Below are 16322 nucleotides of genomic sequence, written 5' to 3'. Positions count from 1 at the left end.
AAAATCCCCTGCCCCACATGGTGGAACCGGGAACGGGGGCTTCGCAATACCCGCACCAAATGGGAAAAGAAAGACCCAGAAAAAGGACGGTATATGTGGGACTTCTCCGTTATCAAAGACCTTTTGATGAATCCCGTCTACACCGGGGCGATTGCTTCCCAGAAAAAGGACTACCGTTTCAAAATCGGCACGATTGGGGAAAAGAAGCCGGAGGACTGGATTGTGGTGGAGGGGCAGCATGAACCGCTGATTGACCGCATGAGCTTTGACATTGTGCAGAATAAGCTGAAATCCCGCCAGCGTCCGGGGCAGACCAATGAAATCAGCCTGTTTGCCGGACTGATAAAATGCGGCGAGTGTGGGAAGTCGCTGACGGTACGCTACACAAACGCAAAACATCCTCAGCAGATTTATTCCTGCAAGACCTACAATGCCTTTGGAAAGAACCACTGCACCCAGCATCGGATTGACTATGACACCCTTTACAGCCATGTGCTGCGGAAAATCCGGGAATGTGCCAGAGCTGCCCTGATGGACGGGGAAGCGGTTGCCGACCGCCTGACCAATACCTGTGAAGCCGAGCAGCGGGAACAGCGGGAAGCAATGGAACGCTCCCTTACAAGGGACGAGGAACGGATTGAGATTCTGGACAAAATGGTAATGCGGCTTTATGAGGATATGATTGCAGGGCGTATCAGTGAACAGAATTTCAACACCATGCTGGAAAAGACACAGACCGAGCAGACGGAGCTTAAAACAAAAGTGTCCGAGGGCAGAAAGCGGCTGTCCGATGAAGTCCAGCTTGCCAATGATGCAAAACAATGGGTGGAAGCCATTCAGGAATACGCCAACATCACAGAGCTGGACGCAGCCACCCTTAACCGCTTAATCAAAGAAATCGTCGTGCATGAGAGCATTGACGAAGATAAAACAAGACACATTTCTATCGAAATTCATTTTAATCTCAACCCCATCCCGGAGGTGGAACAGGTCACTGCCTGACCTGCCCCGCCGGGACGGTTCTCTTAAAAATACCATATAGATTTTTTGTACGCCGCCGCCCGCCATCGAGCAGAGTTTTACACCTAATTGGGGATAAAACAGCTCATGGCGGGCGGCGGCATCATCCTGCTGGGCACCACCTTGATCCCCCTGCTGTCCGGTCTGTTTTAAGGTAGCGGCTTATGGATTTTCTCACCGACTGGCTCACGAACTGGCTCAAAGAGCTGCTGATTGGCGGGATCATGGGCAACCTGGAGGGGCTCACCGATTACGTCAACGCCCAGGTCGGGGAGATCGCGGTACAAGTGGGGACTACCCCGGCGGCCTGGAACGCCGGGGTTTTCTCCCTTATACGCCAGCTTTCCGAAACGGTGATCTTACCGATTGCCGGTCTGGTGCTGACCTTTGTTGCCACCTATGAGCTGATACAGATGCTTTTGGAAAAGAACAATATGCACGAGTTTGATGTGGCGAATATCTATAAATGGATGTTCAAAACGGCTTGTGCCATCCTCATCCTGTCCAATACCTTTAATATCGTGATGGCGGTGTTCGATGTGTCGCAGTCTGTGATCGCCCAGGCGGGCGGGCTCATCCAGGGCTCCACGGACATTACGCCGGATATGATGGCGGAGCTGGAAACCACCCTGGAGGGCATGGAGTTGGGCCCGCTTCTCGGCCTGTGGCTCCAATCCTCTCTTATCGGTGTGACCATGTGGGCGCTGGGCATTGTCATTTTTGTACTGGTCTATGGCAGGATGTTGGAAATCTATTTGCTGACCAGCTTGGCCCCCATCCCTATGGCTACCCTGGCCCACCGGGAGGTGGGGCAGACGGGCCAGAATTATCTGCGTTCCCTGTTCGCCGTGGGCTTTCAAGGGATGCTCATTCTGGTGTGTGTTGCCATCTATGCGGTGCTCGTCCAGGGGATCGTCACCAGCGGAGATCCCATTGGGGCGATTTGGGGCATTGTGGGCTACACGGTTTTGCTCTGCTTTATGCTGTTTAAGACGGGCGGCATCGCCCAGCGCATCTTCGGGGCGCATTGAGAGGAGGCGCTTCAATGGAAAAAACGACATTCGATACCTCTGGACAAAGTGTCCAGAAATCCCCAGAGGGCCTGTTCCTGCAAGACGGCATCGCGGGGCTGCGCTCTCTGCCCCGTCATTCGGTGGATATGCTCTTGACCGATCCGCCCTATGGCACCACCCGGAACTTTTGGGATGTGCCGCTGCCCCTCCCGGAGCTGTGGGAGGCGGTGAAATGGGCCGTCAAGCCGGAGGGGGCGGTGCTGTTCTTCGCACAGTGCCCCTATGATAAGGTGCTGGGGGCCTCCAACCTCCCCATGCTCCGCTATGAATGGGTGTGGTACAAGAGCCGGTGCACAGGTTTCCTCAACGCGAGGCGGGCCCCGCTGAAAAAGACGGAGAACATTCTGGTGTTCTATCAGAAACTTCCGCTTTATAATCCGCAGTTTGAACAAGGTAAGCCCTACAAGAAAATCGCGGGCAACCGTGGGGACAGCACCAACTACGGAAAATTCATCCGCTCCGGCAGCGGCTCGGAGGACGGCCTGCGCTTTCCCGGAAATGTGCTGGCCTTTCCCACCGTCCAGCGTACCATCCACCCCACGCAAAAACCTGTGGAGCTGTGCGAGTATTTCATCAAGACCTATACCCGGCCCGGCGAGGTGGTGGCGGACATCTGCGCTGGCTCCGGCTCAACGGCGGTGGCTGCCCTCAACACAGGCCGCCGCTTTATTTGTTTTGAAACCGTCCCGGCCTACTACGCCGCCGCCAGCGAGCGCATCCGTGCGGCGCGGGCAGCGGTGGAGGCTGGGGAGAAAGGAGTTTAACTATCGGACGCTATTCTATCATTTATGCCGATCCCCCCTGGCGCTACACAGCGAAAAAGGTACAGGGGGCGGCGGAAAACCATTACCCAACCATGAGCATATCGGAGCTATGTGCGTTGCCTGTGGCCGACCTTGCGGCCAAGGACAGCGCGCTTTTTTTGTGGGCCACATTCCCGCAGCTCCCGGAGGCCCTGCGGCTGATCCAGGCGTGGGGCTTCACTTATAAAAGCGTGGCTTTCGTCTGGCTCAAACAAAACCGCAAGTCCCCCGGCTGGTTTTACGGCCTGGGCTTTTGGACACGGGGCAACGCGGAGGTCTGCCTGCTGGCGACACGGGGACACCCCAAACGGCAGGCGGCGAATATTCACCAGTTTATCATTTCCCCCGTCCGGGAGCACAGCCGCAAGCCGGAGGAGGCCCGTGAAAAGATCGTGGCCCTTATGGGCGATCTGCCCCGTGTGGAGCTGTTCGCAAGACAGTCCCCGCCCGGCTGGGATGTGTGGGGAAATGAGGTGGAGCCCACGATCCCGGACTTCTGGACAAAGTGTCCAGAAGCAGCGGATCAAAAGGAGGGCTTGTGAGCGGGCTCACTTTGGGGAGCCTGTTTGACGGGATCGGGGTTTTCCCCCTGGCGGCGTCGCGGTGCGGCATCCGCCCCCTGTGGGCAAGCGAGATCGAGGCCGCCCCTATCTCTATCACCCGGCGGCACTTCCCGGATATGGCCCACCTGGGGGACATCACCAAACTGGACGGCGGGGCCATCCCGCCTGTCCATGTGCTGACCTTTGGCTCCCCCTGTCAAAATCTTTCACAGATCGGCAGGCGTGAGGGGCTGGACGGCACCAAGTCCGGCCTGTTTTTTCACGCCATCCGTATCATTCAAGAAATGAGAAAGGCCACCAATGATCTATATCCAGTTATCTCTGTTTGGGAAAACGTCATGGGAGCGTTTTCTTCAAATGACCGGATGGACTTTAGAGCCGTCCTATCCGCTTTCACAAACACCGGAATTTCAATGCCTGCTTCGGGAAGATGGGCAAACGCCGGAATGGTGCGAGGGGGATGCCCCGATCTCGCATGGCGGCTCCTGGACGCCCAACACTGGGCAAGGCCCCGTCTGGCCCGACGCCAGCGCGTCTTTCTTGTGGCAGACTTTGGAGGGCGGCGTGCTCCCGCAATATTGTTTAAGCCCCGCCCAATGCTCCCACTTCCTGCGCCTTGCACAGCGGGCGGGCTGCCCGCCCCCGGCGGAGATCGAGGCCCTGTTCTTGAAACAGGGGGGCGCGTACCCGTCACCAGACCCTTTCAAGGGTTCCGTATGCGGGGGGCCGCCAAGGAGGGGGAACAAACAGCGTTCCAAAACAGCTTCGGATTTCCAACTGACCCTTTTCCCACTCTGTTAGCCGGTACGGTGACGCCGTTCGCTTTTTGGTACGAGGACGATCCGGCGGGCGGCTGTATTCGTTTCCCTACGGAATTGGAATGTGAGCGGCTGATGGGCTTGCCGGAGGGGTGGACGAAGTACGGGGCCGATGGCAGGGAGATCAGCGCGTCCCAGCGGTACAAGGCCCTGGGCAACGCCATCGCCCTGCCCTGCGCGGAGTATATCATGGCGGGGATCGCGGAGGCCCTGCGTTAAAACTGCCTGGACTTCTGGACAAAGTGTCCAGAGGTGGCCGGGCCGGAAAGGAGTGACTAAAAATTCCCTATGTAAATGTTCCCAACGATTTATCAAAGGTCAAAACCAAACTTGCCTTTAATCTGACGAAACGCCAGCTTGTGTGCTTCGGGATCGCGGCGGCGGTGGGCGTCCCGTCCTACCTGCTGGCCCGCAGCTCCATCGGCAACACCGGGGCCATGTTCCTTATGATGGCGGTGGCGCTCCCCGCGTTTTTGCTGGCTATGTATGAGAAAGACGGGCTCCCGCTGGAAAAGGTGGTGCGAAACATCATCCGGGCCCGTTTCCTGCGGCCTGGGGTGAGGCCCTACCGAACCGAAAACATTTACGCCCCGTTCACCCAGCGGGGCGCTGCGGGAAAGGAGGATGCGATTGCAGAAAGCAAAAAATCAAAAGCGCGGCCCCGGAAAGGCCGCTGACCGGAAAGCTGCGTTGTCTGCCCAGCAGACGATCCCTTATCTGGTGATGCACCCGGACGGGGTGTGCCAGCTCCCCGGCGGGCTCTATACAAAGACGGTGGAATATGAGGACATCAACTATTCCGTGGCAAGCACCGAGGATCAGACGGCGATTTTCGGCGGCTGGAGCTCGTTCCTCAACTACTTTGACACCTCTTTGCCGTTCCAGCTCTCCTTTATCAACTGCCGCTCCCGTTCCCGGAACAAATACCGGGTGAACATCCCCCAGGCCCAGGATGACTTCAACAGCGTCCGGGCTGAATTTACCGGGATGTTAAAAAACCAGATCGCCCGGTCAAACAACGGGATCGAGCGTTCCAAGTATATCACCTTTGGCCTCCCCGCCGATGGGATCGGGGAGGCCCGGCCCCGGCTGGAGCGTGTGGAGGCCGATGTGACAGGCAACCTCAAACGGCTTGGAGTGCCCTCGGAGCCCCTGGACGGGCGGGCGCGGCTGGCCCTGCTCCACAGCCAGATGCACCCCGGCAGCCGGGAGCCGTTCCGCTTCTCCTGGCAGGACATTCCCAAAACAGGGCTGGGTACCAAAGACTATATCGCGCCGGACAGCTTCGACTTTCGGCAGTCCCGCCTGTTCCGGGTGGGCCAGTATTGGGGTGCGGCTTCCTATTTGCAGATCATGGCTTCGGAGCTCTCCGACAAGCTCCTGGCGGAAATCCTGGAGCTGGACGCGGAGCTGACCGTCACCTTGCACATTCAGACGGTGGATCAGCTCAAGGCCATTAAAACGGTAAAAGGCAAGCTGTCCGACATTGGAAAAATGAAGGTGGAAGAACAGCGCAAGGCGGTGCGGGCCGGGTATGATCCCGACATCCTGCCCCCCGACCTCATTACCTTTTCCAAAGACGCGGCGGAGCTGCTGGCCGACCTGCAATCCCGCAACGAGCGGATGTTCCTCTTAACCTTTACGGTGGTGAATATCGCTCTCACCCGCCAGCGGCTGGAAAATGATATTTTCACTGTGGGCGGCATCGCACAGAAATATAACTGTGCCTTGAAGCGGCTGGACTGGCAGCAGGAGCAGGGCTTTGTGTCCTCCCTGGCCCTGGGCTATAACGAGGTGGAAATCCAGCGGGGCATGACGACCAGCTCCACGGCGATTTTCATTCCCTTTATGACGCGGGAGCTGCGGATGGCGGGGCTGTCCCTCTATTACGGGATGAACGCCCTTTCCCACAATGTCATCATGGCTGACCGGAAAAAGCTGAAATCGGCCAACGGCCTGTACCTGGGCTCTACTGGCTCCGGCAAGAGTTTTGCCGCAAAGCGTGAGCTCCTAAACGTGTTCCTCACCATCCCCCAGGACAGAATTTTGATCGTCGATCCAATGGGCGAGTATGCCCCTCTGGTGCGGCGGCTGGGCGGGCAGGTCATTGAGATCGCCCCCGGTTCTCCCAACCATATCAACCCTATGGACATCCGGTTGGATATAGACGAGGACGAGAGCCCGCTTTCCATGAAAGCGGATTTTTTGTTGTCCCTGTGCGAGCTGGTGGTGGGCGGCAAGGATGGTTTACAGCCTATCGAAAAGACGGTGATCGACCGCTGTGTGCGGCTCATCTACCGGGATATGGCCCTGGGGATCGGGGACGGCAAGCCGCCCTTGCTCCAGGACTTGTATGAGGAGCTTCTGAAACAGCCGGAGCCGGAGGCCCGGCGGGTGGCAACCGCCCTGGAGCTCTACTGCACCGGCTCCCTCAACCTGTTCAACCACCCGACCAATGTGGACTTGACCGCCCGCGTGGTGTGCATCGTCCTCAAAGGGCTGGGGGAAAACCTGCGGAAGATCGCCATGCACATCACCAACGATTTTGTCACTTCGGCGGTCAACGTGAATTTCCACAACGGCATTTCGACCTGGTGCTACTTTGACGAGTTTCACATTTTGCTCCGGGATGCCCTCACCGCCAGCTACTTTGTGGCCGTGTGGAAGATGCTCCGCAAAAAGGGCTGCGTCCCCAGCGCACTTACGCAGAATGTGAAAGACCTGTTAGCCAGCCGGGAGATCGAGGCCATTTTGGACAACACCGACTTTATGATCCTGTTGGCCCAGGCCCAAAGTGACCGGGCGATCCTGGCAAAGCAGCTCGGCATTTCCGAGCACCAGCTTTCCTATATCACCCACAGCAATTCCGGCGAGGGCCTGCTGTTCTATGGGGATGTGACCATCCCCTTTGTTGACCGTTTCCCCAAAGGGGAGATTTACAACCTGCTCACCACCCGCCCGGAGGATTTGAAGAATGAAGCGAAAACCGAATAGGCCAAAACAAGAGCCAATGGAACGCCCAGGCTCCTGGGAGAGCACCGCCGATCCTGGCGAGGCCGCTGGGGGCGGCTCCCCAGGTGATGCTGGGGCTGCGGACAGCGGCACCTCTGGACAAAGTGTCCAGAAGTCAAAATTTCGGCAAAAGAGCCAGCAGGAACAGGCCGCCGCGTCCAAGCTCCGTATGGAAAAGCGCGGGGAAAAGCTGGAGGCGGCCAAAGATAAGCTGGCAAAGCAGAAGCCACCCAAAAAGCCCGGCCCGGTGAGGCGGGTGGGCCGGGCCGCTGGCGGTACGGTTCACGGCTTCGTGCATGGCAAGCTCTTTGAGGTGGAACAGGAGAATGTGGGCACCGAGGGAGCCCACCGTTCCGAGCTGGCGGGTGAAACCGCCCTGCGGCATGGCTCCCGCTTCGTCAAGAAGAAAATCCGGGAACACCCGGCAAAGGCTGTCCAGCGGGCGGAGTCCAAATATATCAAGGCTGCGGCGGATCATCAGTTCCGCGTGGCGGCCCAGGAGCACCCGGAGCTGGAGAAAAATGCCTGGAAACGGTTTTGGCAGAAACGGCAATACCGCAAGCAGGCACGGCAGACCGCCAGGGCTGGGGCGGCAAAGGCGGCAAAACAGACTGCCGCCGCCACGGAAAGAGCCGGAGCCCAGGCGGTGGGCTTCATCAAGCGGCATCCCGTGGGGGTGCTCCTGGCCCTGGCCTGTGTGCTCCTGCTCTTTATCATGCAGTCCTGTTCGTCCTCCCTGGTGATGTTTGGCAACTCCGGCGCGGGGGCCGTGGGCGCTACCACCTATCCATCAAAGGATGAGGACATCCTGGGGGCTGAGGCCGCCTATGCGGATATGGAGGCGGAGCTGCAAAACTACCTGGACACCTACGAAAGCACCCACGACTATGACGAATACCATTTTGACCTGGACGGGATTGAACACGATCCCTATGTGCTCATCTCCATCCTCTCTGTGCTTCAAGAGGGGGAATGGACGCTTGCCCAGGTACAGGGCACCCTGGAAATGCTCTTTGACCGCCAATACATTCTCACCGAGGATGTGGTGGTGGAGGTGCGCTACCGGACGGAAACCCGCACAGACAGCGAGGGCAACGATTATGAGGTGGAAGTCCCGTATAACTGGTATATCTGCTATGTGACGCTGGAAAACAAAAACCTTTCCCATCTCCCCCTGGAGCTTATGGGCGAGGAGGAGCTGGCCCGGTATGCCCTCTATATGTCCAGCCTGGGCAACCGGCCCGACCTGTTCCCGGAGTCCGGGTATGTGGACAAATACACGAAACCGCCCGCCGACTACGATGTGCCGGAGGAATATCTGGACGATGAAACCTTTGCGGCTATCTTGGGCGAGGCGGAAAAGTACCTGGGTTATCCCTATGTGTGGGGCGGCAGCTCCCCCGCCACTTCCTTTGACTGCTCCGGCTTCGTATCCTGGGTGATCAATCACTCCGGCTGGGATGTGGGCCGCCTGGGGGCCCAGGGGCTCTACAACATCTGCACCCCCACCAGCGCGCCCCGCCCCGGCGATCTGGTCTTTTTTGAGGGCACCTATGATACAAGCGGCGTTTCCCACTGTGGTATCTATGTGGGGGACGGGATGATGATCCATGCGGGCGATCCCATCAGCTACGCGAATTTGAATACAAGCTACTGGCAGTCCCATTTCTACGCCTACGGGCGTTTACCATGATTGGAGGTACTCTATGGCGGCAAGCAAAAGCCAAAAAATCCAGGCCGAGATCGAAAAGGTCAAGGCCAAAATCAACGAGCAGCAGGCCCGGCTCAAGGAGCTGGAGAAAAACAAGCTGGAGGCGGAAAACAGCGAGATCGTGGACATCGTGCGGGGTCTGAGCATTTCCCTGGAGGAGCTACCCCTGGTGCTTCAGCAGCTCCGGGAGGGTACTTCTGGACAAAGTGTCCAGAAGTCGGGGCCTATGGAAAAGGAGGAAAATTGAATATGAAACGATGGAAGTCTTTGACGGCGGCGCTTTGCGCCGCTGTTCTTTTATGCGGATTCAGCACCACCGCCTATGCTGGGGGCGGCGAGTATGAGGACTACGGCGATCCCACAATGGAAACCCTGGCCCCGGAGCCGGAGCCTACCATAGAGCCCGGCCAGGGCTTTTCGGAGGAGGGCGGTTTTGTGACCCGCGACCTGCTCTATGACGAAAACACCAACAAGCAGTTTATCACCGTCCAGACCAGCGGCGGGGCTACATTCTATTTCGTCATTGACTACGACAAGCCCGTGGACGAGGAGGGCGAACAGTACGAAACCTATTTTCTGAATGTGGTGGACGAGGCCGACCTGCTGGCCGCAGCCGAGGCCGCTGGCGTGGAACAGGCGGTGTGCGCCTGCTCTGAAAAATGCGTGGTGGGGGCCGTCAATACAGATTGTGCCGTCTGCGCTGTCAATATGGGAAAATGCGTGGGCGTTGCCCCGGAGTCTGCGGAAACCGAGGAGCCTGCGGAGGAGCCGGAAACAGGCGGCAAGATGGGGACGCTCCTTCTCATCCTGGCGGTGGCCGGGATCGGCGGCGGGGCCGCGTTCTATTTCAAGGTGATCCGGCCCAAACAGCAGCAGGCCGCCGAGCCGGAGGAGGACTACGGCGAGGAGGACTATGAGGACGACGGCCCGCCCTGGGACGAGGACGAAAACAGCGAGGAGGATGAAGGATGAATTTCACCAATAGCCCCTACGAAAAAATGATGAAACAGAAGCCCCGGCCCCTGGCCCCCTCCATCCCCAAAGCGCCCAAAGGCTCCCAGTGTTCCGGGTGCCCCTACTGGCGGGGGATCGGCTGTGTGTCCTGTTACCGGGAGCTTTTGAACCCCCCTGCCGGGAGGTGACGGCTTGGCACGTGAACTGACCCGCGAGGAAAAAAGGAAAATCCGCACCCTGGTGGTGAAGTGGTGCGCCAACTATGACAAGGAACATGGATGCCTGCCGCTGGAGCAAGAGTGCTATATGTTCGGCAAATGCTGGACGGGTGCATACTGCCGCTATTTTCGGGAGGCTGTCCTGCCCCTTGATCCGGCGTTGGAGGCCGCACTCTTGACCGAGGGGCCCAGGCCGGAATGTAAGCCCTGCCCCATCTGCGGCGGGGCTGTCCCTGTGGATGGACGCATGGCCTACTGCTCCGAGGCTTGCGCCCGGATCGCTCTGCGGCGGCAAAAGCGGGACTATATGCGAAAAAAGCGGAGGTGATATGTGGAAAATTAGGCCCCGGAAAACCCGCTGATCACAAGGCTTTCCGGGGCCGGTTTTGGGGTGGGCCGTATGTTTCTATGACCTACCCCCGTTTTAGCCAAATGCTTTCCACATCCCCGCGCTGTCACTTCTGGACACTTTGTCCAGAGGTGGCGGCCTATTTGATTATGACAAGGAGGCGGTATTCTGGAAGAAAATCAAGGCTATGTGATACGCCGCATGATCCTGTTTGACAACAAATGCGGCTTTGTCCTGGGGGAAAACCCCAAAGCCCCCAATCCCTATGTGACATGGCAATTCAACGAGCCGGACGGACACCGGGACTTCTTTTGGGGCCACTACCACAACGAGCCGGATATGGCAGAACGGGATTTTCACAACCGGGCTGAGGACTATCAGCGGCGCTATCATGTGTTTGAGGTAGAGCAGGCCCCGGACAAGGAAACCTACAAATACTACTCCACCCAGCGGCCCATCGGCATCGGAACCTACCCGAACAGCTACTTTAACCGTCCTGTCCACATGGATTTATATTTCACCCGCCAGGAAGTAACGGGTGAGGCGTTCCAGGCGTGGGGTGCCATCACCTATGCCCAGCCGCTGACTGAGCGGGAAATGCAGGATTATGAACTGCGGCCCTCCCGTGAAAATCTGGACATCCGGCGGCAGATGGATGCCCAGGCCCAGGTGGTAGGCAAATGGGAGGACGCCCACCATGTCCCGGAACAAAGGCGGCTGACCTGGTTTTATCCCGACTTTGGCAGCTATGTGGCGAAAGAGTATGTCACCCCGGAGCAGCTTACCGCCCGCGCCCGTGGGGTGGAGCGTCAAGCAGCAGCTAAGGCCCACAAACAGGCGAAAGAAAAACAGCCGATTGCCGAACAAATCAAGGCCGCCCAGCGGGAGGCCCTGGAGCACCGGGAGCCGGAGGCTCCAAAAAAGAAAGCCCCCGATAGGGGCGAGCGTTAGGAGGTATGTGTATGGAAAAACAGAGGGAACAGGATCGGGCCGACCTGGAAATGAAAAGGCTGTGCGGCGTGTTTGGCTCCCCCCAGCCCCCGGAGGAGGAAAAGCCGCTGGACAAGGTAAAGGAGCCGCCCCGCCCCTATCGGAGCCGGGAGCGCGAGGAACGGTGAGCCAGAAAAAGCGCCGCCGCCCTGTCCATCTTCATGTGATGGTGTCCGAGGAGGAGTTGGCGCTGATCCGGGAGCGCATGGCCGAGGCGGGTGTCCGTAACCTGGGGGCCTATGTGCGGAAAATGGCGCTCAACGGCTATGTGCTCCATGTTGACCTTTCGCCCGTCCGGGAGTTGGTATCACTCCAGCGGCGGTGCTCCAACAATCTAAACCAGGTGGCGATCCAGGCGAACACCTACGGCGGCATTTACCCGGAGGAGATCAAGGCCCTCCAGCGGGACTATGAAACCCTGTGGGAGCCGCTGTCCGACCTGCTCAAAAAGCTGTCGGCGGTGGTGGAGCTTTAACCCTTGCCGGGGAGCGCAACGCTCCCCGGCTGCCCCGGCTTCTGGACACTTTGTCCAGAGGTGGGGGCAGCCGGAGTCATCCTTGTTGGCCCCCTCTTACTGAGTTATAATATACATATAGAGGCAAATAGCAAACTTTTGTAGGAGGTATGAACCATGCGTATCATTTTGAAAATCATCGCGGCCCCCTTTGTTCTGGCGCTGATCCTCGCTGTGGCGGTGCTCTCGTTCCTCTCCTGCATCGCAGGGGCGCTCTGCTGGCTGGCGTGTACGGTTTTCGTTCTGCTGGCGGCCTGCGGTTTTTTCGCAGGGCTGCATACCGGGTGTATTGCCATGCTGGTGCTGGCGTTTTTGGTTTCCCCCTTTGGGCTCCCGGCCATCGGGGAGTGGCTGCTGGAGCGCCTGTATGGGGTGAAATACGCTTTGCAGGATTTTATGTTTAGCTGATGACCTCTGGACACTTTGTCCAGAAGTGCCGGGCGGCGGGGATTTTCCCGCCGCCCGCTTTTCGTCTATCTGGAGGAGGTGAGCCTACGGCCACAACACGCTTGATCACCCACCATATCAGCAAGGGGGAAACTGTTGCCCAATCGCTGAAAGACCGTTTCGACTACGGCCAAAACCCGGAGAAAACCCAAGGCGGGGAGCTCATTTCCGCCTATGAGTGCGACCACCGCACAGCCGATGCCGAGTTTCTGCTGGCAAAGGCAAAGTACAAAGCCGTCACGGGCCGGGAGCAGCGGCGGGATGCGGATGTGCTGTGCTATCAGATCCGGCAGTCCTTCCGTCCTGGAGAGATCACCCCGGAGGAGGCAAACCGGGTGGGCTATGAAACGGCTATGCGCTGGACAAAGGGGAAGCACGCCTTTTTCGTTGCCACCCATACAGACCGCCAGCACATCCATAATCACATTTACTACAATTCCACCACCCTGGACTATACCGGGAAATTCCGGGATTTTTTCAGATCGGCGGCAGCCCTGCGGCGGCTCTCTGACCGGGTATGCCTGGAGCATGATCTGTCTGTGATCCAAAACCCGAAGCTCCACAGCAAGGACCGCTTTCTCCACTACGGCCAATGGATCGGGGAACGCCCGCCCTCGGCCCAGCAGCGGGTGCGGCTGGCTATCGTGGAGGCCCTGGGGAAACAGCCCGCCGACTTTGCGGCGTTCCTGCGGCTCATGGAGGAGTCCGGCTTTGCGGTGAAGCATGGCCGAGGCGGGGTGATCTCATTCCTGACCCCTGGGCAGGATAAGCCCACCCGCCTGCGCTCGTCCACCCTGGGCCTGGGCTTTGACCCGGAGGACATCCGGGCGGTGATCGCCGGGGAGCGCCCGATCCCGGAGCTGCCAAAGGATGGCCCGCCCCCGCCCCGGCGCGTCGATCTCATCATCGACATTCAAAATCGGCTGGCCCAGGGCAAAGGCCCGGCCTATGAACGGTGGGCGAAGGTCTACAACCTCAAACAGATGGCCGCCGCGCTCCTGTATCTCCGGGAGCATGGGCTGACCGACTATGCGGCGCTGGAGGCCACCACCGAGGCGGCGGTGGATCGCTTTCACACCCTGGCCGGGGAGCTGCGGGACACCGAGGCCGCCCTCTCCCATACTTCCCAGCTCATGGGGGCGGTGGTGCAGTACGCAAAGACGAGGCCCGTGTTTGACGGCTACAAGGCGGCCCGGTATTCTAAAAAATATCTGGCCCAGCACGAGGCGGAGCTTTCTGACTATCGGGCGGCAAAGGCCGCCATGAGTGAGCTTTTGGACGGGGCAAAACTCCCAAAGATGGACGCGCTGAAAAAGCGGCGGCGTGAGCTCTCTGAAAAGAAAAAGGCCCTCTATGCCGAGTACCGCAAAGCCCAGGCGGATATGCGTGAGGCTGTGGCGGTCAAGGGCAACATCGACTTCCTGCGCTGCTATCCAGAAGGGCGGGAAGATAAGGCCCAGGAGCGGTAGCGCCGGGGCCGCAGACAATAAGGACTTCTGGACAAAGTGTCCAGAAGTCCAGCGGGTTTGGGGAGCTCCCCAACAAGCATTTTTGCGGGGCTACCGGCCACGCAAAAATAGCAGGTGTGGGCACACCTGCCCTGCTTGCCGTTTCGTGCAAACCCGAAAAACAGGCGCTTTGGAGCGGATAGTGCAGGGGGCGAACATTCCAAAAAGAATATTGCCATACTTCAAATGTTCTGCTATAATGTCTATAAATAACTTTTCAAAAAGGGGTTGACAAGCAACATGACTTCTGCCATCCTAAAGCAAGCAAGCAAGCGGAGCGGTGCTATAACTATGTAGCATCGGGCTTTTGTCATGCCCCCAATAATATTGGTATATATAAGCGTTTCTATCAAGGCAGTTTTCTGCGCGGATAGAAACGCTTTTTTGTTTTGAAAACGTCAACTGGAGGAGGATTATGGTATGGACAATTTGCTGGAACAACTTGAACAGTGGAATAAAAACGATGAATTTTCCCGGTGTATTGAAGCCATTGAAGCTATCCCGGAAAAAGAGCGTGGATATAAATTGACCGTATTGCTTGGCCGGGCTTATAGCAATTTGGCAGTATTGGGAGATCACAAGGCGCATGGAGATGATGATGAAGTAGATAAGGAACTTATCCAACACTCCATTGACATTTTGGAAACTGTATGGAAACAGGGAGAAAATGACCCGTACTGGAACGCTCGCATGGGATATGCTCACCTCATGGCAGATGATACGGCGGCTGTTGCTCTTGAATATGGAAAGCGGTGGCTGGAATTAGAGCCGGACAATCCAGAAGCGCAGAAATTGGTGAGCGATTGTGAGGGGTATCTTTCGGAAGAACCAGTCGAAATGTATGACGAGGCCGATTGGGATGCGGTAGAGAAACACATTGAAAAATATTTCGGTCATTATGATTACGTATTTCACGAAAGTGTTTCCACAGGTATTCATTTGGACATCTGCGTTATTCCACCGCGAAAAGATCATAACTATTATACCCTTGTTACATTTGGAATGGGCGCTCATAGAATGAACGTGCCAGAGGAACTAACAGAGAAAAAATTGGAACGGGCAGAGCTTTTAATCAATCTTCCCCCGGATTGGAAATTGTCGGAGAAAGATTGGCAAGAGGAAAAATGGTATTGGCCTATTGATGTTTTGAAGTGGGTTGCCCGCCTGCCTATTAGAGATAGAAATACTTGGCTTGGCTGGGGACATACCATAAGTTCCGGTGAGCCATTTGCGGAAAGCACAAAATTGTGCGGGGCTATGTTATTAAACCCCGGTGTGTTTGGTGAACCTTCATCCTTCTGCACTCTCCCCGACGGGGACGAAGTGAATTTTTATCAGCTTATCCCTCTCTACAAGGAAGAAATGGAGTTTAAGTTAGAAAATAGTGTAGATGAACTTATAGATAAATGTCCGGACGAAATCTTGGAGGTCATTAACCCCACGCGCCTTAATGCAATTACAGATGAAGATACGATTGGCTATGATTTAGCGGAAATGGATAATGCGGAAAGTCATCTAAAACGTATCCGGGATTTACATTTGCCTGTTGATGAACTGGCCGCTTACAACTCTATGGCCGTTTATCTGCGTTGGGCTATGGAACGAGGGCAAATGAGTAATCCGTTTCTTACCCAGTACCGAAATGTGGTAGAAGCAGTTAGGGCGGGGAATGGCCCCGACTTGCGTGTGTTTATCCGGGACAAGCTGGACGGAAAATTGTCCACACAATTTTTTGATCGGGTAGGCTCTGGCTTTGCTCAATGGTATGCCCAGGACAATCGCTCAAACCCCTATGGCTATCTTCGGGACTACCGTGATTGCGCTCTGGCTGTTTTGAAAGACCATACATGGAATAGCATTGAGGAGGAAGAAGCCGCATATTTGCTTTTGCCTTATACCGAGGAAAGCTACCAGGCGATAAGTGCAATTTTGGATAAGCGGTTAAAAGAATTTTTGGAAGCAGAATTTGAAGATGATCCCGAACTGCGTGTTGCACGTGCCGCCGATGGAAAGCCGCCTATCATTCCCGATTGGGACGGTCCCCTATTCTGCTATGCAACTGACCGTATCGCTCAAGAGGGTTATAAAATCAAGGTGGCAGAACGGGTAGCGCCGGAGCGTGAGGAATGGGGCTGGGACACCGGCTGGGGGTTCTTTTCCGATGATGACGATGAAATTGAAGATGACGAAAACGGCGGCTTTTACGATATTCGAGACATTTGCCGCATTGACCCAACCGTAGTGCCCCTGTTGTCCTTGCCTTATGGCACGTGTATGGAGAAAGACGAAACCGGGGAATGGATTGAAATTGAAGATGATGAAACGGAAAGGAGTTAATGACA

Annotated in this window: 17 protein-coding genes and 1 pseudogene; all 18 read left to right on the top strand. The window is 56.9% G+C overall.

What is annotated here, in order from left to right:
* Nucleotides 1-1002: recombinase zinc beta ribbon domain-containing protein (locus tag DW761_RS02075; protein WP_117516304.1), on the top strand; the 1002-nt coding region annotated here is incomplete at its 5' end.
* Between the two features lie 90 nt (nt 1003-1092).
* Nucleotides 1093-1173, top strand: a pseudogene (locus tag DW761_RS02070) (Maff2 family mobile element protein); the annotation flags it as partial.
* An 11-nt stretch (nt 1174-1184) separates the two neighbouring features.
* Nucleotides 1185-2051 (top strand): VirB6/TrbL-like conjugal transfer protein, CD1112 family, encoded by an 867-nt coding sequence (locus DW761_RS02065; RefSeq protein ID WP_117516286.1) that lies wholly within the window; start codon nt 1185-1187, stop codon nt 2049-2051.
* 14 nt (nt 2052-2065) lie between these two features.
* A complete protein-coding gene (locus DW761_RS02060) occupies nt 2066-2857 on the top strand; it encodes a DNA-methyltransferase (RefSeq protein WP_117516285.1) in 792 nt (263 codons plus the stop codon).
* Between the two features lie 2 nt (nt 2858-2859).
* Nucleotides 2860-3438, top strand: a complete 579-nt coding sequence (locus DW761_RS02055) for an MT-A70 family methyltransferase (protein ID WP_117516284.1) — start codon at nt 2860-2862, stop codon at nt 3436-3438.
* Entirely contained in the window at nt 3435-4496 is a 1062-nt protein-coding gene (locus tag DW761_RS02050) for a DNA cytosine methyltransferase (protein WP_117516283.1), read from the top strand. Before DW761_RS02055 ends, DW761_RS02050 begins: the two co-directional genes overlap by 4 nt.
* A gap of 62 nt (nt 4497-4558) precedes the next feature.
* The gene (locus DW761_RS02045) at nt 4559-4954 is read left to right on the top strand and encodes a PrgI family protein (protein ID WP_117516282.1); all 396 of its coding nucleotides are present in this window, start codon (nt 4559-4561) and stop codon (nt 4952-4954) included.
* The gene (locus DW761_RS02040) at nt 4902-7271 is read left to right on the top strand and encodes a VirB4-like conjugal transfer ATPase, CD1110 family (RefSeq protein ID WP_394336543.1); all 2370 of its coding nucleotides are present in this window, start codon (nt 4902-4904) and stop codon (nt 7269-7271) included. The genes DW761_RS02045 and DW761_RS02040 overlap by 53 nt, the downstream gene beginning before the upstream one ends.
* Entirely contained in the window at nt 7252-8982 is a 1731-nt protein-coding gene (locus DW761_RS02035; protein WP_117516281.1) for a C40 family peptidase, read from the top strand. Before DW761_RS02040 ends, DW761_RS02035 begins: the two co-directional genes overlap by 20 nt.
* A 13-nt stretch (nt 8983-8995) precedes the next feature.
* On the top strand, nt 8996-9247 hold the full coding sequence (locus DW761_RS02030; protein ID WP_025483358.1) for a DUF4315 family protein: 252 nt from the start codon (nt 8996-8998) through the stop codon (nt 9245-9247).
* 2 nt (nt 9248-9249) lie between these two features.
* Nucleotides 9250-9972, top strand: coding sequence for a DUF4366 domain-containing protein (locus tag DW761_RS02025; RefSeq protein ID WP_117516280.1), 723 nt, complete (start codon nt 9250-9252; stop codon nt 9970-9972).
* Between the two features lie 174 nt (nt 9973-10146).
* Nucleotides 10147-10500: a cysteine-rich VLP protein gene (locus DW761_RS02020; protein ID WP_117516279.1), complete on the top strand. Its 354-nt coding sequence runs from the start codon at nt 10147-10149 to the stop codon at nt 10498-10500.
* A 222-nt stretch (nt 10501-10722) separates the two neighbouring features.
* Entirely contained in the window at nt 10723-11472 is a 750-nt protein-coding gene (locus tag DW761_RS02015) for a hypothetical protein (protein WP_199485572.1), read from the top strand.
* 11 nt (nt 11473-11483) lie between these two features.
* A complete protein-coding gene (locus DW761_RS21125; protein ID WP_015563773.1) occupies nt 11484-11639 on the top strand; it encodes a hypothetical protein in 156 nt (51 codons plus the stop codon).
* Nucleotides 11636-11986 carry a plasmid mobilization protein gene (locus DW761_RS02010; protein ID WP_002578766.1) on the top strand — a complete coding sequence of 117 codons (351 nt, stop codon included), beginning with the start codon at nt 11636-11638 and terminating at the stop codon, nt 11984-11986. Before DW761_RS21125 ends, DW761_RS02010 begins: the two co-directional genes overlap by 4 nt.
* A 156-nt stretch (nt 11987-12142) precedes the next feature.
* Nucleotides 12143-12433 (top strand): CD1845 family protein, encoded by a 291-nt coding sequence (locus DW761_RS02005; RefSeq protein WP_015563774.1) that lies wholly within the window; start codon nt 12143-12145, stop codon nt 12431-12433.
* A gap of 101 nt (nt 12434-12534) precedes the next feature.
* Nucleotides 12535-13941, top strand: coding sequence for a relaxase/mobilization nuclease domain-containing protein (locus DW761_RS02000; protein WP_233513002.1), 1407 nt, complete (start codon nt 12535-12537; stop codon nt 13939-13941).
* A gap of 459 nt (nt 13942-14400) precedes the next feature.
* The gene (locus DW761_RS01995) at nt 14401-16317 is read left to right on the top strand and encodes an immunity protein Imm33 domain-containing protein (RefSeq protein ID WP_117516277.1); all 1917 of its coding nucleotides are present in this window, start codon (nt 14401-14403) and stop codon (nt 16315-16317) included.
* Nucleotides 16318-16322: the final 5 nt, after the last annotated feature.

Origin of the sequence: Absiella sp. AM29-15 (assembly GCF_003434225.1) — a bacterium.
Classification (GTDB): Bacteria; Bacillota_I; Bacilli_A; order Erysipelotrichales; family Erysipelotrichaceae; genus Hoskinsella; species Hoskinsella hominis.
This window is presented reverse-complemented; position numbering and strand designations above follow the sequence as displayed.